The sequence below is a fragment of the Streptomyces sp. NBC_00207 genome (assembly GCF_045160965.1).
Lineage (GTDB): Bacteria > Actinomycetota > Actinomycetes > Streptomycetales > Streptomycetaceae > Streptomyces.
On sequence record NZ_CP130715.1, the window covers coordinates 8,528,333 to 8,545,761 of the forward strand.

The 17,429-nt window shown below is 69.6% G+C and carries 16 protein-coding genes and 1 pseudogene; 5 read left to right on the forward strand and 12 right to left on the reverse strand.

Features of this window, described 5'->3' with window-relative positions; genetic code table 11:
• Positions 1-142 precede the first annotated feature (142 nt).
• Together OG472_RS39385 and OG472_RS39390 are read right to left on the reverse strand one after the other, a co-directional pair.
• The gene (locus OG472_RS39385; RefSeq protein WP_405833946.1) at positions 143-1,270 is read right to left on the reverse strand and encodes a tetratricopeptide repeat protein; all 1,128 of its coding nucleotides are present in this window, start codon (positions 1,268-1,270) and stop codon (positions 143-145) included.
• A 595-nt stretch (positions 1,271-1,865) separates the two neighbouring features.
• Positions 1,866-2,186: a subtilase-type protease inhibitor gene (locus tag OG472_RS39390; protein WP_405942805.1), complete on the reverse strand. Its 321-nt coding sequence runs from the start codon at positions 2,184-2,186 to the stop codon at positions 1,866-1,868.
• Positions 2,187-2,768: 582 nt separating this feature from the next.
• Between OG472_RS39390 and OG472_RS39395 the strand changes: the two genes are divergently transcribed.
• Positions 2,769-3,563, forward strand: a complete 795-nt coding sequence (locus tag OG472_RS39395) for an ATP-grasp domain-containing protein (RefSeq protein WP_405942806.1) — start codon at positions 2,769-2,771, stop codon at positions 3,561-3,563.
• A gap of 283 nt (positions 3,564-3,846) precedes the next feature.
• On the opposite strand, the gene OG472_RS39400 is transcribed toward OG472_RS39395, so the two are convergent.
• The 3 genes from OG472_RS39400 to OG472_RS39410 all read right to left on the reverse strand — a co-directional run bounded on the left by OG472_RS39400 (position 3,847) and on the right by OG472_RS39410 (position 6,109).
• Entirely contained in the window at positions 3,847-4,293 is a 447-nt protein-coding gene (locus tag OG472_RS39400) for a GNAT family N-acetyltransferase (protein ID WP_405833951.1), read from the reverse strand.
• 86 nt (positions 4,294-4,379) lie between these two features.
• Positions 4,380-4,871, reverse strand: a complete 492-nt coding sequence (locus OG472_RS39405) for a hypothetical protein (RefSeq protein WP_405942807.1) — start codon at positions 4,869-4,871, stop codon at positions 4,380-4,382.
• A gap of 791 nt (positions 4,872-5,662) precedes the next feature.
• Positions 5,663-6,109, reverse strand: coding sequence for a hypothetical protein (locus tag OG472_RS39410; RefSeq protein WP_405833953.1), 447 nt, complete (start codon positions 6,107-6,109; stop codon positions 5,663-5,665).
• A 504-nt stretch (positions 6,110-6,613) separates the two neighbouring features.
• Here OG472_RS39410 and OG472_RS39415 point away from each other — a divergent pair.
• Positions 6,614-7,951 (forward strand): fibronectin type III domain-containing protein, encoded by a 1,338-nt coding sequence (locus OG472_RS39415; protein WP_405942808.1) that lies wholly within the window; start codon positions 6,614-6,616, stop codon positions 7,949-7,951.
• A gap of 57 nt (positions 7,952-8,008) precedes the next feature.
• A complete protein-coding gene (locus OG472_RS39420) occupies positions 8,009-8,755 on the forward strand; it encodes a lytic polysaccharide monooxygenase (RefSeq protein ID WP_405833956.1) in 747 nt (248 codons plus the stop codon).
• A gap of 244 nt (positions 8,756-8,999) precedes the next feature.
• Here the strand turns inward: OG472_RS39420 and OG472_RS39425 are convergent, their stop codons facing one another.
• Entirely contained in the window at positions 9,000-9,851 is an 852-nt protein-coding gene (locus tag OG472_RS39425) for a LysR family transcriptional regulator (protein WP_405942809.1), read from the reverse strand.
• A gap of 81 nt (positions 9,852-9,932) precedes the next feature.
• Between OG472_RS39425 and OG472_RS39430 the strand changes: the two genes are divergently transcribed.
• Entirely contained in the window at positions 9,933-10,427 is a 495-nt protein-coding gene (locus OG472_RS39430) for a cupin domain-containing protein (RefSeq protein ID WP_405942810.1), read from the forward strand.
• 45 nt (positions 10,428-10,472) lie between these two features.
• Positions 10,473-10,832: a DoxX family protein gene (locus tag OG472_RS39435; RefSeq protein WP_405942811.1), complete on the forward strand. Its 360-nt coding sequence runs from the start codon at positions 10,473-10,475 to the stop codon at positions 10,830-10,832.
• A gap of 174 nt (positions 10,833-11,006) precedes the next feature.
• On the opposite strand, the gene OG472_RS39440 is transcribed toward OG472_RS39435, so the two are convergent.
• The 6 genes and pseudogenes from OG472_RS39440 to OG472_RS39465 form a co-directional block, all read right to left on the reverse strand.
• A complete protein-coding gene (locus OG472_RS39440) occupies positions 11,007-11,582 on the reverse strand; it encodes a hypothetical protein (RefSeq protein ID WP_401610593.1) in 576 nt (191 codons plus the stop codon).
• Positions 11,583-11,832: 250 nt separating this feature from the next.
• Positions 11,833-13,338 (reverse strand): M4 family metallopeptidase, encoded by a 1,506-nt coding sequence (locus OG472_RS39445; protein ID WP_401610865.1) that lies wholly within the window; start codon positions 13,336-13,338, stop codon positions 11,833-11,835.
• 280 nt (positions 13,339-13,618) lie between these two features.
• Complete coding sequence (locus OG472_RS39450; RefSeq protein ID WP_405833964.1) at positions 13,619-14,683, reverse strand: M4 family metallopeptidase; 1,065 nt, start codon at positions 14,681-14,683, stop codon at positions 13,619-13,621.
• 288 nt (positions 14,684-14,971) lie between these two features.
• On the reverse strand, positions 14,972-15,217 hold the full coding sequence (locus OG472_RS39455) for a hypothetical protein (RefSeq protein ID WP_405833966.1): 246 nt from the start codon (positions 15,215-15,217) through the stop codon (positions 14,972-14,974).
• Positions 15,218-15,369: 152 nt separating this feature from the next.
• A pseudogene (locus tag OG472_RS39460) lies at positions 15,370-15,558 on the reverse strand (AMP-binding enzyme); the annotation flags it as partial.
• A gap of 260 nt (positions 15,559-15,818) precedes the next feature.
• Positions 15,819-17,414, reverse strand: coding sequence for a CocE/NonD family hydrolase (locus tag OG472_RS39465; RefSeq protein ID WP_405942812.1), 1,596 nt, complete (start codon positions 17,412-17,414; stop codon positions 15,819-15,821).
• Between the last annotated feature and the right edge of the window lie 15 nt (positions 17,415-17,429).

The window sequence follows — 17,429 nt, forward strand, 5'->3', positions numbered from 1 at the left end:
GACGGCACGGTGACGGATGGCACGGTGACGGATGGCAGCCCGGACGGCACTGCGGACGGTGACCATGGGTCAGGCAGCTTCGAGAGCATTGCCCTACTGGCCCCGCCCGAGGCGATGGGCTAGGCCCTGCGACCGGCCGGGATCACGTCATGATCCCCCGGACATCGCGTCGTTCGGGGAAGATCCGCGATTCGACGTACCGGCCAAGGTTCTTCACCTGCTGCGGGGTGCCGATGCCGGGCAGCTCCACGTAAGCCGTGGAATACGCCCCCGACTCGTTGTAGCGAAGGCCGAGCGAGGCCGTGTGGGTGAGGTACGTGCCGAAGGTTCGTACGTAGCTCGGTGACTCGACGATCTGGTAGTACCAGACGAACTGGACCTTGCGGCGGATGAAACCGGACTTGATGTCGACACCGTACTCGTAGAAGTCGGCGCCGTTTGCCCGCGGCTTCACCAGCAGAAGAACGAAGGAGGACAGGAAGTAGATCCACGCCAGGAGGGCGGGGACCGTGTTGTACATGGCCATACCGAGGCCGATGCCGAGCTCGGTGAGGACGTACCCGGCCAGGGTCAGTGCGACGGCGATCAGGAAGCGCTTCGCGATCAAGGACAGAAGGTGTCGTGCCTTGAGGTTCACCTCGTACTTTGGTGCGCCGCGGTCGGCGACACGGTGTGTGTCGGACTGGGCGCGCAGGGAAGGTGGACCCGGGTTGATGGGCCTGCCGGTGACAGGCAGTCCTGCCTGGATCGAGGCGGCAGCGGGGGCTGTGCGGCTGAGCGACTCCTGGCAGGCCCGGAGCCTGGCTCCGGTGTCGCGGAACTCGGCAACTCCGAGGACTTGCCGGGCAGTTTCGAGGACCTTGGCGTAAGCCTCCGCCGCCCCGTGCAGATCGGTGTCTGCCTGAAGGAGCCGACCGAGGCGATAGGAGGCCTCGTAGTGCTGCGGATCGTCGTCCAGGAGACGTCGAAACTGCGCTTGTGCTTCGCCATACCTGCCCGTGTCGGTCAGGCAGATCCCCAGCGCGTAGCGCGCGGCCAGGTGCTCGGGCTCCTGCCTCAGGAGTTCTTGCAGCAAGGGCACGGCAGCCTCCGGCCGCCCGCGCCGGTGCAGAGCACTCGCCTGGTCGTACAACGACCCATCATCCGCCCCCATGCTGACCTCCGAGCTGCCGATTCCCCTGCGTAGCCACCCGCTCACGCAACAGCATTGTGCCGCTCTGTGAGGTACGCCATAAGGCCAACCAGGAAAGTACTGGCCGCCCATCTCCATGCGCTTGGGTCGGCGAACTGCGGGCTGCGCTCCGTCGGCGCCACGATTGCGCGATCGGAGCAGAACCGCATGGTCCTGAACGCCAGAGCGGTGCGTGACACATGCCAACTACCCGCGTGGGGGCGGCCGCAGGGGCCAGAGCGGAGGAGACACCGAATGATCCCGATGCCGTCGCACCCGTATGAAGGAGACGGGCGTACTCGGCGTCCTGGGGCCTGGAGTCGCCGTGCCGTTCGGACCCGCAGACCCTCGTGTGTCCGCACGGCACGGCCGGATCAGTCGTCGGCCAGGGCCGTGCCCGTGTCCGCCAAGGGTCCCTGCAGGGTGACGTGCTGGAGCCAGGTCCGTCCGGCGGATCCGAACAGCCTGTGCCGATGTGGCGTGCGAGGGTCAGGCCCGGCGCCCACCCGTTGGGGGCAGTACCGCCGGGCCGACCCATCCGTGACGGCGGGGCGGGGTCCAGCAGCGCAGTGCGCTGCAGGCGGGGGTGCTCACCTCCCTTTGCAGGCGATGAGCAGCCGTGGGTGGCGCGGTCGGGCTCGCTCAGGCGTAGTCTCCTCCGGCTGCACTGCAGCGGACGGGAGGGCGTGGAAAGTCAGAACGCGTACACCGGGTTCCCGTTCAGGGTCGCGGACATCATGCACGCGTTGGAGAAGGTGTGTTTCCAGGCGACGCGCCTGCCGTGGAGTACGCCGTCCGCGGTGACCGTAACGGGGGCGAAGTGCTTGGGGCATGCCCGCGATGCATTCGGTGTTGCCAGCAGGCGGTCGAGTTCGCCGTCGGTGGCGTTGAGGGCGTCGCACGCGGCCCTCGGGGCGGGGTGAGTGCCCTCGGCGGTGTAGGAGCAGCTGAGGGTGGACGCGCGCATGACGGTGTCCGTGGGTGCGCCGGAACCATGGGCAACGGTGAAGACCATTGCGGACGGGCCGTGCACACCGGCGGGTTGAGCCTCCGCGAGACCCGTGGTGCCTGCAAGACACAGGAGACTGAGGGCGGATACTGCGATGGTGTGGTGACGCATGACAAGTTTCGCCTTCGATTCGAGGATGATTGCGGTTCGGTGCCTGCGATCTGACGCTCCACTGAAGACGAGCCTGGCAGGTCCGAAGGAGGGTTGCCAACGGGCGGTCGATTTACGGACAGATGATTGGAATGCTGGATCACCGGCCGGTGTCCGCCCGGCTGGCGCGATACACCCAGGCTCCCGAGCGGCTCCGGGGCGGGGGTGCCGCCCTGCCGCGCCGTGTTCCTCCCTGGTGGCGGCGGTGCGCGGTTCGCCGAATCGCCGTGCAGGGTGACGGGATGAATGCGGTCAACCCAGGTCTCGGGCGCCGAGCTCCTGAGTGAATCCGGTCCAGCGGAGCTCGGCGGGAAGGTGGCCGGTGTCGACGAAGACGAGGGGCCGCCGGTGAGGCCCGTCACCCCGCGGGGCCGGAGTAGTTCGGGCGCTCGTTCGGTCGACAGCGGATTCGTTAGCGGATTCGTTAGGCTCACGGGAATGGAAGCCCGTACCCCGTCCGTCCTCCTCCTGTCCGCCGCCCGCACGTCGACCGCCGAACTCATCGCGCGAGCGGCGGCCTGGCGCGGCTACGACGTGACCGACCGGGCGGCGGATGCCGAAGGCCGCAAGGTGCACTGGTACGGCGGTCCCCGTGCGGCCGCACGCCATGCCGGCCCGCTGGGCCTGGGGCTGCTCGAACCGGCCGACGACTGGCTGACGCACCTACCGCGCCCCCTCCTGCGGCGGGGCGTGCGGCTCACCACCCTCGGTGAGGCACGGGAGCTGCGGGAGCGGGTTTTCGTGAAGCCGCCCTCGGCCAAGATCGACCTGCTGCCCGCCGCCGTCCACGAGGACGGGACCAGCCTGCCCGGCGGGCTCGACGGCTCCACCCCGGTTCTGGTGAGCGGTGTGGTGGAGTTCGCCACGGAGTACCGGCTGTTCGTCCTTGACGGCGAAGCCGTCACCGGCAGTCGCTACGCCGTCCACGGACGCCTCGATCCGGCGCCGCTGGACGCCGAGAGCCGTGCCTTCGCCCGCACGGTCCTCGACGCCACGGCCGTCGGCCTGCCCAGCGCGGTGTGCCTGGACATCGGTCGGCTCGCCGACGGCGACTGGGCGGTGGTCGAGGCCAACATGGCGTGGTTCGCCCACTGTTACACCGCGGAACCGGACCGCGTCCTCGATGTAGTGCTCCGTGCCGCCGGCCCGATCGCCGCGGTTGCGGACCGGGACCGACGGCACCTGCGCAGGTCGGCGGATCGTCCGGAAGCGGTCTGGGGCAGGGCTGTCTGACCACGACGATCTCCGGTGCCCAGGCGACGCTGACGCTCAAGGCGAAGCACGGCCGGTCCTCCTGGAAGGACCGCTGGACGAACAAGAGGGTCCGACGACGCCTCAGGGCCACTACCCGCGTGCAGAACAGCGGCTGGAGGCTCACCTGGACGGGCTACGCTCCATCCCAGCCCGTGCCGGAGCGGAGTGTGCGGGACGGGCCCCGCCCCCGCTCACGGGACGCAGTACGGCCAGGGGCACCCCGCACCGGACGGACCGGGGTGCTGCGCCCCGGCCGCACGGGTCAGGCCAGGCGCAGGTCGATCCAGGGCACGGTGTCGCCCTCACGCAGCAGATAGCGTTCGACCTCAACGAAGCCGCGCCGCTGGGCGAAGCGCAGCCCGCCCGGGTTGGAGGCCAGCACCACGGTCTCGATGACCTGAGCGTCCAACGCGCGGGCCTGGCCCAGGGCACGCTCGTAGAGGCGGGAGCCGAGGCCGTGGCGGCGGTATTCGGGCAGGACGCGGGCGATGACCGTGGCGGTGGCGCCGTTGTCGCCGGTGGGCGGGCGCACGGTGGTGCAGCCGACCAGGACGTCGCCGAGGTAGGCAACTTCCATACGGTTGCGGCCGGTGCGGGCACGGACGTCGTCGAGGGACAGCACGTCGCCGGGGATGATCAGGTTGTGGACGTACCGCCAGTCGTGGATCGAGGCGTCGTCGTCCACCGCTTGGATGCGCAGGTCGGTCATCGGCCCAGCAAACCGGTGCGCGCCGCGGCGCGTCAACCGCGATTGCCGTGTGGGGAAGTGCAGGTCAAGGCCGGTCACGGCACCGCTCAAGGTAGTGCCTTCAGCGGGCCGAGCTTGGGGATCAGCGCCTGGAGGAGTTGAGCCATCGCGTTGAAGGAGCCGTCAGTCTCGGCGTCGGTCAGCGGCGCGGTCGGCTCGGCCTCGACCTCGCACCCGAGATTGCCGGCCCGGACTTTCAACCCAATGGTGGGGCTCTTCGGGGCGCGGTACCGGAAAGCCTGGTCCCCCAGGCCGGTGACCGTCTCCGGGGGCCCGTAGAAGGCCGCCAGACCCGCGAACCCGTCGATGGCCTTGTCCGCGTCTCTCCAGGCGCTGCATTGAACGGTGACCTTCACCAGGTCGGTGCCGCTGCGGGACATCGACTGCTTGCACATGGAGCCGGAGACCACCTCCGGTTCGAGGCCGGTGTTGTATCCGTCGCGGGCACCTTGGAGCTGGAACAGGTCAGCGAACTCCTTGAAGTCGAGGTGTTGGCAGATGTACCTGGGCGGGGGGTAGTCGCCCGGCTTGACCGTCATCGCGCCGTCGTCGGTCGGCGGCGGGCTCGCGGTCGGTATGGTCGATGAATGGGAGCCCCCGAAGGCTATCGCCAACCTGATCAGCAGGCCTGCGGCGACGAGTGATGCCCCGATCACCGCCCAGACCTTGCTACGGCTCGTACCTGGCATGGCGCCCCTTCCCCTTCGTTGTCTCAGAGCGTCTCCACGCTACCGAGAAGCACTGACAGAGCATCAGTGGACGGTGCGTGACTCGGAGGGCATGCCTGCACGCTGAAGGGAGGGCCGCTGCGGGCTGCCAGGAATGCCGCCGCGCCCGGGCGAAGTCGCGGTCCCGCCCACCGGCAACAGCCCGTGGCTGCCGCGGGCGTGGGGCACGGGCGGTGACGGCGTTGAGGGGAGGGCGTCTCGATGGCCTGCGTTCCCCCTTCATCCGTAGTCGTCACGGAAGCGCGGTCAGAACCGCACGCTGCCACCGGCATGGCGTTCCCTGCCCGGCATCACCAGTTTTCGGAGTGCGGCTCCGAACGTGAACCCGGCCTCCGGGCTGGCAAGCCGGCGGGCAGAAACCCTTTGCAAAGGCTCCTGTGGTTCACCGCTTGGGAGACCGCCTCTGACGTCCCCAGCGCGGGCCGCCAGCACCCGGTGGCGGCCCGCGCTGTCGTGAAATGGTCAGGGCCGTGCCCGTGATGCGCCGACGGACGTGGAGGTGAATCCAGTGCTCCCTGTCTTCTTCGCCGTACTCGCCGCCGTGCCAGTAACCCGCCGTGCCTCAAGCCGGGCTTGCAGCCCTGCGGCCACTGCGCGGACCGTCAGCAACCGTTCCCGGCATTGAATTTGGGGGTGCGCATCGTGTGCGAGACACCGTTGATCCTCAGCGTCACCGTGCCGTGCAAGTAGTTGCAGTTGATCTCGGTGGCCCGGGCATAACACGCGGTGCTCTTCTTCGCGCTGAGAAAGCTATTGGGGCAGGTGTCGTGCGAACCGTCCATCGTGGTGATCTCGCCGCCGATCGGGACGGCTTTGCCTCCGCCGTTGCCGACGATCATCACGACCTGGGACTTCGAGTTGGGTAGCAGGACGTAGCAGGCGTACATCGCCACCGTAGAGGTCCCACGGTGGTACTGCTTCGCGCTGCACGCCCGGCTGCCCGAGAGATTGGGGCTGCCCCAGGTCGCGGCCGAGGCAGGACCCGCCGCAACGAAGGCGAGCGTCAGAGCGGACATCAGGACGACAAGGCTTCTCAGGACCTTGGGCACAGAACTCCCCGTATCTTCACCCCATTTGGGGCGTAGCCGAAAGGAAGGGAAAGTAGCCGCCTGTCGACGAGATCGTCAAGCGGACGGTCCCTTGTCCGGTCTCTGTTCACGAGACTGGGTTTCGGCCGACGTCGGCCGAGTCGGCGGCCGGCGCATGTCACGGTGCCGGACCCGCAGAGTGCTTCACCGCGGTCTGGCAGCGGGTGAAGCCTGCGCGGCTCCTCTCCTCGCTTCGTGCTCCACCCATCGGGCTCGGCGTTGGCGGTCACGGGCGCAGCACCCGAGGTCGGAACGGAGCGTGATCATCAGTGTCCGCAGGGTCGAAGGGCGAGCACAGGGGATCAAGAGCGCCCTATCCGGACCTTAAGGGACGGATAACAGCGAGCTCGCAGGCCCTCGGAGGCCCGTTCCGGCCGCAAACCGTGCTTAGGGTCACGGGTGTTGACCGAGGCACTTTCGACGCTGCCGCTGCACCGGCGGATCGGCTTTACCAAGAGGTTTCTGATGTCCCGAAAGCGAATTGCCCTGGCCTGCGCGGCCGTAGTCGTCGGGGTCTGCTCCGTCGTCGTACCCGTCGCCGCCAATGCGGGAGAGGAAAAGGACGGCCTCAGCGCCGCCTGCCGCGTCGCGGACCAGGCCACCGTGTGGTGGGCGTCCGGCGAGGTCTCTCTGGCCAACAAGGGGGCCCGGCCCGTACGGGACTGGACCGCCGAGTTCGACGTGTCGCAGGGGCAGGTCACCCTCGACAACCCCTGGGCGTACGAACTCCGCCAGACCGGCAAGCACGTCACCGTCAAGCCGATCGCCGACCGCGCCGATGTGGCCGCCAACGGCAGCCGCGCCGTCAAGGTCGGGATCAACCCCGCCGGCAAGGGCATACCCAAGATCACCGGATGCAAGGTGAACGGCGCGTCGGGCAACGGGAGCGACACCGGCACGAACACGGCCGTCCCCGCCGACAGCGGCTCCTTCGTCAAGGACGACACCGCCGTCCACCTGATGTGGAAGCCGCCCGCCGGCGGCGCCGAAGTCGTGCGCTACGAGGTCTTCCAGGACGGCAAGCAGGTCAAGACCGTCAAGGACACGATGGCGGACATCGAGCGGCTGGCCCCCGCCACCCGCTACGCGTTCAAGGTCCGCGCCGTCCGCGCCGACGGCCGCACCACCGGCTTCAGCAAGGACATCGTGCTCACCACCCTCGCCGCGCCCGGCCAGGACAAGGCGAAGCCGGTCATCCCCGCGGATCTGGAGGCGACGGCCTCCGGCCCGTACCAGGCCTCCCTGGGCTGGCGTGCGGCGACCGACGACGTCGCCGTCACCGGCTACCGGATCTACCACAACGGCACCAAGGTCCAGGAGGCGGACGCCAAGGCCACCTCGGTCACCGTCTCCGGCCTGACCGCGAGCACCGCCTACCGTTTCAAGGTCACCGCCGTCGATGCCTCCGGCAAGGAGTCCGACCCGACCCGCGAAGCACAGGTGACGACCGCCGCGGTCCCCGACGGCAACGGCGGCAAGGCCGCCCCCGGCGACTTCGCCGCCACCACCGCCACGAAGCAGGACGGCGGTGTCACCCAGCACTACCTGAACCTCGCCTGGTCCGTCCCGCAGGGTGTCGGCCAGATCACCGCCTACCAGGTCTACCTGAACGGCAAGCCCGTCCAGACCTTCATGTGGGGCACCGGCGACCCGGTGCTGCCGGTCCCGACGACGAAGGGTTCGCGCGAGGTGCTCGTCGGCTCCCACCCCGGCACGACGTACACCGTGAAGATCCGGGCACGGCTCGGCGACGGCACGTGGGGCGCGTTCTCCCGCGAGCTGACCGTGAAGACCGGCGGCTGACCACCCGCCTGCCGCCTCACGCACACGAACGACCCCATGACCAGGAGCGTCCCCCTCATGAGTACGACCCGCCCCACCGCCACCACTTCCCCCGACCCGGCACGGCCCCCGGCCCGCCGCACCGCCTTCCTGCGCCTCACCGCGCTCGTGGCCCTCCCGCTCGCCGTGAGCACCCTCGGCTCCGCACCCGCCTCCGCTCACGGCTCCACCGCCGACCCGGTCAGCCGCAGCGTGGCCTGCACCAAGAACCCGAAGGCGAGTGAGGCCTGCAAGCTCGCCCTCGCCGAGAGCCCCGGCATCCCCGGCGACTGGAAGTCGATCGTCCAGGGCCGCGCCATCGACCACAGCACCCCGACCTCCTCCCCGCAGCACCGCGCCCGCATAGCCGACGGCAAGCTGTGCAGCGCCGGCAACGCACAGTTCTCCGGCCTGGACCTGGCACGGGACGACTTCCCCTCGACGACACTGCCCGGCGGCGCCGAGTACGACATCCGCTACGACATCAGCGCGCTGCACAACCCGTACCGCATGGAGATGTACGTCACCAAGGACGGCTACGACCCGAAGAAGCCGCTGAAGTGGTCCGACCTGGAGGACACCCCCTTCCTCAGCGCCGACAACACCGCGGCCACGGCAGCCCCCTCGGGCTTCCTCGGCGCGAAGGCGTTCACGTTCAAGGCGGTGCTCCCCGAAAAGAAGGGCAAGCACCTGATCTACACGATCTGGCACGGGCTGAAGCGGCCCGACGGCTCCTTCCAGAGCGAGGAGGCCTTCTACTCCTGCTCGGACGTCACCTTCAAGTAGGCGGACGCCGGCAGGCCCACACCCCGAGCCCGGGCACCCCCCTTCCCCGGGCTCGGGGGTTCGGCCGTCTCTCTCGGCATCAGCGCACCGCGCCGGTGCCGCAGGCGGGCCGATCGCAGCTCTCGGGCCCACTGCGGAAGTCCGTACTGAAAGCCGCCCGGTCCCCGCCACAGCGGGGACCGGGACCGCTGAAAGTGGCCTTGTTCACGAGAACCCGAGCTGCGGCAGTGCCGGTTGCCGCGGCTCAGTGACGGTAGGCGGTCGTCGCGGTCTCGATGAAGGATCGGATCAACGGGTTGGTGTCGCCCTCGTTCCAGGCCGCCACCACTCGGCTCGGAGGCATGTCGGTCAGCGGCACCACGGTCAGCTCCGCGGACAGGTCGTGCCCGAGCGGGGCCAGGCCGACCGTGCCGTTCCACAGCACCGCCTGCAGACATTCCTGGACCGCACGCACCACTGGGCCCTCGCGCGGCCTGCCGCCGTTCCAGTACGACTGCCAGACGGGGTCGGTGCCCTGCGGGAACCGGAACCAGCGGCGGTCGCTCAGCTCGGCCAGCCGCAGGCCGTCGCGGCGGGCCAGCGGATCGTCGGCGCGCAGGAGCGCGCCGACCGGATCGGCTCGCAGCGTACGGACCGTCAGGGCGGTTTCGTCGAACGGCGCCCTGGTCAGCGCGACGTCGACCAGTCCGGCGCGCAGCCCGCAGGTGGGGTCACTCAGATCGGTCTCGCGGATGCGGATGTCGATGCCGGGATGGTTTCGGCGATAGGCGGCGGCCAGCCTGGACACGCCCGGGTCGGTGCCGTCGTCCAGGATGCCGATGGTGATGGTCGAGGCGCCGGCCGCCGCGCTCACGCGTACCCGGACGCGGTCGGCATGGCCGAGCAGGGCCCGCGCCTCGTCGAGCAGCACCGTACCCACCGGAGTGAGCGTGACGCCGGTCGGCGAGCGGGCGAAGAGCAGGGCCCCGACCTCGGCTTCCAACTGCTTGACCGCCCGGCTCAGCGGCGGCTGGCTCATGTGCAGCCGGGTGGCGGCCCGGCCGAAGTGGAGTTCCTCGGCGACCGCGACGAAATAGCGCAGGGTACGTAGCTCCACGCTGCAACGATACCCACCGGGTATCGGCGCCGTGGAACAGGTCTTGGACACTGACGCAGCTCGGGCGGTGCACTGGTGGGCATGACCGAAGAAGCACGAAACAGCGCGCCGCGTACCGGACCCGCCCTGTCGGTGGTGGGTCCTGGCGAGGGCGAGACGATCGTCCTGGGCGCCACGCGCATGCGCGTCCTGGAGGACGGCAGCCACACCGGGCACCGCCTCGCGATCACCGAGTCCGTCCTCGCCCCGCACACCCAGGGACCGCCTCAGCACCGCCACGGCCTGCACGACGAGGGCTTCTACGTCCTCTCCGGCACCGTCCGGTTCACCGTAGGGGACGAGGACCACGACGCCACCATCGGCACGCTCGTGATGGTTCCGCCCGGCACCCCTCACACCTTCGCCAACCTGACCGACCAGCCCGCCGTCCTGCTCAGCACCTTCACCCCCGACCTGTACGTGCAGTACTTCCGAGACCTCCAGGAGGGGCTCGCAGGCGGCCGGCCGCTGACACCACAGGCCAACATCGACGCGATGAGCCACTACGCGACCGAACCCGCCACCGACCTCGACTGAAGCAGTCGACGGGTCTCCGTGAACCGAGACTCAAGAACGGGAACCATGAACATCGCCTATTGGATCGTCGCGGGACTGCTCGCGCTCTTCTACTTCTACGCAGGCGCACTGAAGGTGATCCGCAGCCGCGATCAACTCCGGCCGATGATGGCCTGGGTCGACCGCATCCCCCTGCCCGCCCTCAGGGCGCTTGGGGCAGTTGAAATACTTGGCGCGGCCGGCCTGGTACTGCCGCCGCTGACCGGCATCGCGCCCTCGCTGGCGGCGGCTGCGGCCATCGGCTTCGCACTCCTGCAAATCGGCGCGATCGCCGTCCACCTGAGCGGCCAGGACCGCCGGATCGCACTCAACACCGGTCTCACCGTAACCGCGGCCGTGACCATCTGGCTGGCCGTCCGGCTGTGAACAAGCACAGTCTCGGCCGCGGCGCCCCGCGGGGCCGCAAGCGTCCCGCGGAGGGCGTGGTAGGCCCGCGCTCGCCGAGTTCCTCCGGCTCGGCCGCCCGTTCGCCGGTCATGGTCCCGGCCCGGTCGGCCCGTCGCCGGTCCGAGAGCCACCTGCCGAACCGCCCCGACGAGCTCAGCGGCCGGGCGTGCGGGCGCGCAGACGGTTCGAGACCAGGATGAGTTCCTCTGGCACGACATTCCTTCCCAGGACGAACCGGCCGAGCAGGCCCTGTGGCCCGGTGACGACCACGACGTGACCGTCCAGGGCCAGCTGCAGTTCCCTCCACGGGTGGCTCCACTGCGGCAGATAGCCGAACTCCCACAGTTGGAGCCGTCGGGTGGTCGTCGTCAGGGAGTAGGACGTGTAGTCGTCTTCCTTGAAGGGTGCAGGCGCTTGAGCGCCCTCGGGGACGAGCTTCACCCGGTACTGGCCCAGTTCCCTTTCGCCCGTCTCGAGCGTGTCCCTGCGGACCTCGGCCTTGACCCTGTCCCGGCGCCCGGTCACCGCTCCGCCGAAGGCTCCCAAGAAGCCCGCGACGAGACAGAACGTCAGGTTGAGCCACCAGGGCCAGTGGTCCGTACCGTCAATGGCGATCGGTATCACGCCGGCTGCGCCGGCGATCCCGCCCCAGACCGTGGCGCGCCGCACACGTCTGCGGCGTGCCACGTCCGCCTCGCCCGCCGCTGCTTCCTCGACCGTCCCGTCCATGGACTCCCCCAACCCCCGATGGCGCAGCAGTTACTGCTCGTCAAAACAGTACGTGCGCGCTTCGCAAGCCGGCGGCCAGGAGGGCTGCCACGCCTCGTTGGAAGGCAGCCCCCAGCTCGGTCAGTTCTGTCCAGGACCGTTCGCCCGGCGCTGGAGCCAGCGTCCGAGGTCGTCGCCTTCGAAGGCCATGCCGTGCTCGCCCCGGCGGGCCCGCAGGGCCGCCGGGGCGAGGTGCCGCTCAGGAGCCGGCTCAGCCGTTGACGTTGACGGCCTTCCAGGCGGCCGCCACCTGCTGGTACTCCACGCTGGTCGATCCGTACAGGTCGGCCGTCGCCTGCAGGGTCGCGGTGCGCGCTCCCGCGTAGTTGGTGGTCGACGTCATGTAGGTCGAGAGCGCCTTGTACCAGATCTTGTAGGCCTTGGTCCGGCCGATCCCGGTCACCGTCGAACCGTCGTAGGTGGGCGAGTTGTACGAGACCCCGTTGACCGTCTTCGCGCCGCTGCCCTCGGAGAGCAGGTAGAAGAAGTGGTTGGCCACGCCCGAGGAGTTGTGCACGTCGAGCCGGCCCACGGTCTTGGACCAGTAGTCGGCCGAGGCGCCGTCCTTGCTGGGCTTGTCCATGTAGCGCAGCGGCGTGCCGTTGCCGCGGATGTCGATCTTCTCGCCGATGAGGTAGTCGCCAACGTCGGCCGAGTTGTTGGCGAAGAACTCCACCGAGGTGCCGAAGATGTCGCTGGTGGCCTCGTTGAGGCCGCCCGACTCGCGGCTGTAGTTCAGCTTGGCCGTGGCGGCGGTCAGGCCGTGGCTCATCTCGTGGCCGGCGACGTCCAGGGAGGTCAGCGGCTTCTGGTTGGCGGCGCCGTCGCCGTACGTCATGCAGAAGCAGGCGTCGGACCAGAAGGCGTTGACGTAGGCGTTGCCGTAGTGGACGCGGGAGTAGGCGGCCTTGCCGTCCCCGGCGATGCCGTTGCGGCCGAATTCGGACTTGTAGAAGTCCCAGGTCACGGCAGCGCCGTAGTGGGCGTCGGCGGCGGCCGTCTGGCGGTTCGACGGCAGCCCGTCGCCCCACTTGTCGTCGGCGTCGGTGAACAGGCTTCCCGTGCCGGTGGTGCCGCCGTTCAGGTCGTAGGTCTTGTGGCCGCCGCGGATGCCGTCGGTCAGGCTGTAGGACGCCCCGCTCTGCGTGGTGTCCAGCGTGACGGAGCCGGAGTACTGGCTCGTGCCGGTGCCGGTGTCGATGGCCTCGTAGGAGTACAGCTCGGCGCCGGTGGCGGCGTCCGTGATGACGTGGCGCTCGCTGGGGGTTCCGTCGTGCTGGGTGCCGGTGACGACGGCCTCGTAGGCGAAGACCGGGTTTCCGCTCGCGGCCCAGACGACCTGGCGGGCGCCGGCGGGCGCGGCCTTGAGGGAGGAGCGGGCGGCGGCCGGGGCTATTCGGGCCTCGATGCCCTTGGTGGTCTTGCGGCTGCCGTTCTTCTTCTGGTGGACCACCAGATCTCCACCGAGGACCGGCAGCCCGGCGTAGGTGCGCTCGTAGCGGGTGTGCACCGTGCCGTCGGCGTCCTTGATCACATCGCGGGCCACGAGGCGCTCGTCGTCGGCCAGGCCGATGGCCCGCGCGGTGTCGGCCGCCGTGTTCTGGGCCGCGGTGATCGCCTGAACGCGTGCGTCGGTGGTGAGGGCGAGCGCGGTGGCTCCCGCCTCGCGCTCGGCCGAGGCGTTGGCGGAGCCGCTCTGGACGGAGATCGCGACCATCGCCGCCGACGCGACGACGGCGGCGGCGCGCAGCACTCGGGTGCGGCTGCGGGGGGTGCGGGATGAGGACGTGGGGAGGGTCACTCGTGCTCCTTCAATTGCCGTGGGGGGCCAGGCGGTTGAGATTGCCAGGAAGGAGCGGTGGATTGACAGGTATGCAACAAGGATTTGACCAGCTGTTGTCCGGAGAGAGGGGAGCGATGTTCGCTGAGCGACCAAAAATGGAACATTCCGTTTCCCCGGACGCGGTGTGCACCGAGTCCGGGGAAGGGTCCGGCCGCTACTGGACGCCGGGGATCTGCCGGGCCTTGAACGCGGCGCGCACGGCGTCCGCGGCGTTCGCGCCGTACATCCGCTCGGCGGTCGAAACCGTCGTCAGGGCCGCGTCCTTGAAGGACGTGTCCGGCGCGAAGCCGAACTGGGCGTTGACGATGATGCGGTCGGCGGTCCGGGCGCCCAGGGCGTTGCGGATGTCGAAGAGGGCGCGGGACCAGATCTCCCCGTCCGCGTGGACCTCGCCCTCCAGGTCGGCGTACACCTTGTTCCCGTCGATGCGGCGCAGGCAGTGCGGGGCGTCGCTGTAGGAGGCCGCGTCCCAGTCGGCGACGCAGGCCAGGTCGGCCCGCCGCGGCCAGCCGTACGCGGCGTCCGCGTGGGCGCCGACCTCGACGGCCAGGTAGTCACCGAAGGCCTCGCCTATCGCGCCGGCCTCGGGAGAGGTGCCGAAGCCGGGGACCTGCGCGTTGTGCACCGCGTGGCCGTATTCGTGGACGATCACCTCCGCGTCCTCGGCGTCGTCGACACCGCCCTTGCCGAAGCGGATCTCGGTCTTCTTGTCCGAGAAGAAGGAATTGTCCGCGCCCCACTGGTTGATGCGGACCGGCTGGGCCCGGTCGTTGGCCCCGGGCAGTTCGGTGCCGAAGCCCAGCCCTTGCAGGTACTCCTGGGCCTCATTGACCCAGAAGTAGGCCATGACCTGCTCGAACTGGTCGTCGGTGCGGTTGTATACGGTCGCGTCCGCGGGTTTCGCCGAGGCGCCGGTGTCCGATCTGACGTACGCCCACCGGCCCGACAGCCGGCCGCTGGCGTCCAGGTTGCGGAGCGCGGCCGTGGTGTAGGCCGAGGCGGGCACGGCGTCCGCGGCGTCCTTGGCGTCGGCCAGGGTCTGATCCCCGGAGGACTGAACGGGGTTGACCATGAAGATGCGGGCCTGGGGCAGCGCTGCTGCCGGCGCGGACCCGGACCCGGACGCCGAGGCAGGTCCGGTCAGGGCGACCAGGGTCAGGGCGGCGGTGGCCGTGGCGGTGGCCGCGGCGTTGAGACCGCGGGGTGTGCGGCGGGACATGGACATCCTCCTGTGAGGGACGCGTAGTGCCGGAGAAGAGACACGCAAGGGCGGGGTGTGGCCGTGATCCTCGCGCACGACATCCGGCCCGCGCCAGGTCCGCGTTCCGGAAGTTCCGCCGCACACGACGCCATTCGGGCAGGGCAATCGCCCCGCTCCCCGCCGCGTTGCCGTCGTGCGGGGCCCCATGAGGTGAGATGTCCGACCAGGCGGCCATCGACTCGACCTGGTCATCTCCTGGCCCGGGCCAAGAGACGACCGGATGAAGACCTCACCCCTGTTCGTCCCTCACCCCTGTGTGTCCCTCACCGATCCGTCCCGACCGGTCTGCATCGCGGTCGGCAGGTCCGGCCAGTACGCGAACTGGGGTGTGGTGCGGTCCTCGACCGACTTGAGCGCGGCCTGGTGTTCGGGAGAGCCGGGGTACACGCCGTCCATGGCCGCGGCCTCGTAGCGGCGACAGGCCCATGCGGCGGCCGCGTGCACAGCGCCGACAGCGGTGGCGATCGGGTAGATCAGAGCAAGGTTGGCCATGGCGGGGCCTCCTGTCGATGTGGTGGGCCCCGGCCTTTCGGGACGGTTCTCCGGTGAGCTCCCGCTGCTCGTGCTCGAAGGCAGGCTCGGGGTCCTCCGGAGTGAGGGCCGGTAGCAGGCGGAGCGGCGCGCTTGGTGGGATGCGACACGGGTCATGAAGGGGTGGGGGTGATGACGATGTCCCGTTTGAGGATCTTCCCGGTCGGCCCCTTGGGGAGTGCATCGGTCAGCCTGATGACCCGGGGGTACTTGTAGGCGGCCACCTGTGCCTTCACGTGGTCGCGGATCTCCTCGGCGGTGGCCTGTCCGCCGGGCTTGAGGACCACTACCGCTGCGATCTCTGGGCGGGACGGCTGGTAGGACGCGGTCGGAGGTAGGCCATGGTCACGGCGGTCCCCGGGGGTGGGCGGGGCCGCGGCCCCGCAGGGGGTTGGGCCGGGCGAGGAGGAGACCGAGGCGTCGGCGGGGACGTACGGGGTGCAGCCCGTTCGGCCGGCGGGACGGCGCAGACCTCCTCGGTGACCTCGGCGATGTGAACCGCTCGATCCCCGGACGGCCTTAGCCGGGCGTCAGGATCTGCACAGCCGGCCACGTGGGGGAGCTAGCGGATGACGGGCAGGATGAGATGGGAGGGGTGGTCGGGGTCGTGGTGGATGAGGTCGCGGCCCGCCTTGTGGCCGTAGTAGTGGTGGAACAGGCCGTCGGCGACGGCCGAGTCACCGTTGGCGATCTCCAGGCGGATCCGGCTGCCCTTGGGGAAGAGATATGAGGTCGGCCAGACCTCGATCTCGTAGCGGACGACGCTTCCCGGCTCGATCGGCCGGGGCGGGTGGGTGCGGTGGGATGCCTTCAGCCAGCCGCGGGTGACCGTGGCGGAGGGGGGCGGTACGTTCTTCGCGACCCTGCGCATGAGGGCCTTCTTGAGCCGGGGCACGGCCTTCTGCTCGGAGATCTTGACGTGGAAGTCGGTGTCGGTCTGGTCGGACTCCGCGTACAGCACCAGGGTGATCTTCCCGGTGACCTCGGTGTCGTGTTCCAGGGGCGCGGTGGTGAAGGTGAGGATGCCCCGGGTGGGTTGTGGGATGCCGTCGGTGATGACGGTGGTTCCCACCGTCCACTCGGGGTTGGGGTAGTCGTAGGCGGTCGCCGTTCCGGCCGGCCGGGTGGGCGGGGTGGTGGTGAGGCTGCCGTCGTTGAGTGAGAGGACGGCGCGTGCGGGTTCGGGGTCCAGGTAGAGGGTGATCGGCACGGCGCGCTGGGGTGGCCATTCGGATTCCTCCCGCGGCGGGCGCCCGGAGTTGGCGACCTGGATGCGGACCGCCGGGCCGTCCATGACGCCGTTGTCGACGCCCTTGAGCCAGTGGTCGTACCAGGGGCGGATGTGGGTGTCGAGGAAATCGGGCTGGTAGTAACGCTCTTGGCTGTCGGTACCGGCGAGCACGACGAGACGCTTGTCGGTGCCCTTGAGTCGTTCGTAGCCGTCGAGCTGACCGCGCAGGTGCAGGCCGACGCTGTGCCACCAGGCGATGTTCAGCACCGGGACGTCGATGTCCTCCACCTTCACCGCACGCTGCTCCCACCAGTCGTCGAAGACGGGTCGGTCCAGGGTCATGCCGATGAGGTCGGCGGTGATGCCGCCGGGCCGGGGCGTGGTGCCGCCGCCGATCGTGGCGCTGGCGCGGAGGTTGTCGGTCGACCAGAAGTTGAGGAACCCCATGGAGTAGACCCCGCCGTGGTAGACCGCGTCGCGGTAGACGTCCGTGAATCCGCTGTAGACCAGCGCGCAGGTGAGGTGCGGCGGGCGCTGCGCGGCGGCCAGCCACTGGTTCACGGCGTAGGCGCTCTCCCCGATCATCGACACCTTGCCGGTCGACCAGGGGCGGGAGGCGATCCACTCGATGGTGTCGTAGAAGTCGCGCTGCTCGGCGGGGCCGAACAGCTCGAACCGTCCCTCGGACCTGCCGGTTCCGCGCTGGTCGCCGACCACGACGGCATAGCCGTGGCCGGTCCAGTAGTCGAGGGGGCCGGTCTCGATGAACCGGAACATCGACACCGCCGGCAGGTACAGCAGGTCCTTCTGGTACGGCGCCACCGCGTACAGCGTTGGGAACGGCCCGTCCCCTTCCGGCAGGTACACGTCAGCGTAGATTCGGACGCCGTCGGTCGCAGTGATCCACTCGTTCTTGATCGTTCGCATGACCCACTCCTTAAT

Coding starts and splice junctions, on each gene's coding strand:
- OG472_RS39385 (WP_405833946.1), bottom strand. CDS start 1,270: ATGGAGATGGGCGGCCAGTACTTTCCTGGTTGGCCTTATGGCGTACCT.
- OG472_RS39390 (WP_405942805.1), bottom strand. CDS start 2,186: ATGGTCTTCACCGTTGCCCATGGTTCCGGCGCACCCACGGACACCGTC.
- OG472_RS39395 (WP_405942806.1), top strand. CDS start 2,769: ATGGAAGCCCGTACCCCGTCCGTCCTCCTCCTGTCCGCCGCCCGCACG.
- OG472_RS39400 (WP_405833951.1), bottom strand. CDS start 4,293: ATGACCGACCTGCGCATCCAAGCGGTGGACGACGACGCCTCGATCCAC.
- OG472_RS39405 (WP_405942807.1), bottom strand. CDS start 4,871: ATGACGGTCAAGCCGGGCGACTACCCCCCGCCCAGGTACATCTGCCAA.
- OG472_RS39415 (WP_405942808.1), top strand. CDS start 6,614: ATGTCCCGAAAGCGAATTGCCCTGGCCTGCGCGGCCGTAGTCGTCGGG.
- OG472_RS39420 (WP_405833956.1), top strand. CDS start 8,009: ATGAGTACGACCCGCCCCACCGCCACCACTTCCCCCGACCCGGCACGG.
- OG472_RS39430 (WP_405942810.1), top strand. CDS start 9,933: ATGACCGAAGAAGCACGAAACAGCGCGCCGCGTACCGGACCCGCCCTG.
- OG472_RS39435 (WP_405942811.1), top strand. CDS start 10,473: ATGAACATCGCCTATTGGATCGTCGCGGGACTGCTCGCGCTCTTCTAC.
- OG472_RS39440 (WP_401610593.1), bottom strand. CDS start 11,582: ATGGACGGGACGGTCGAGGAAGCAGCGGCGGGCGAGGCGGACGTGGCA.
- OG472_RS39445 (WP_401610865.1), bottom strand. CDS start 13,338: ATGGTCGCGATCTCCGTCCAGAGCGGCTCCGCCAACGCCTCGGCCGAG.
- OG472_RS39450 (WP_405833964.1), bottom strand. CDS start 14,683: ATGTCCCGCCGCACACCCCGCGGTCTCAACGCCGCGGCCACCGCCACG.
- OG472_RS39455 (WP_405833966.1), bottom strand. CDS start 15,217: ATGGCCAACCTTGCTCTGATCTACCCGATCGCCACCGCTGTCGGCGCT.
- OG472_RS39465 (WP_405942812.1), bottom strand. CDS start 17,414: ATGCGAACGATCAAGAACGAGTGGATCACTGCGACCGACGGCGTCCGA.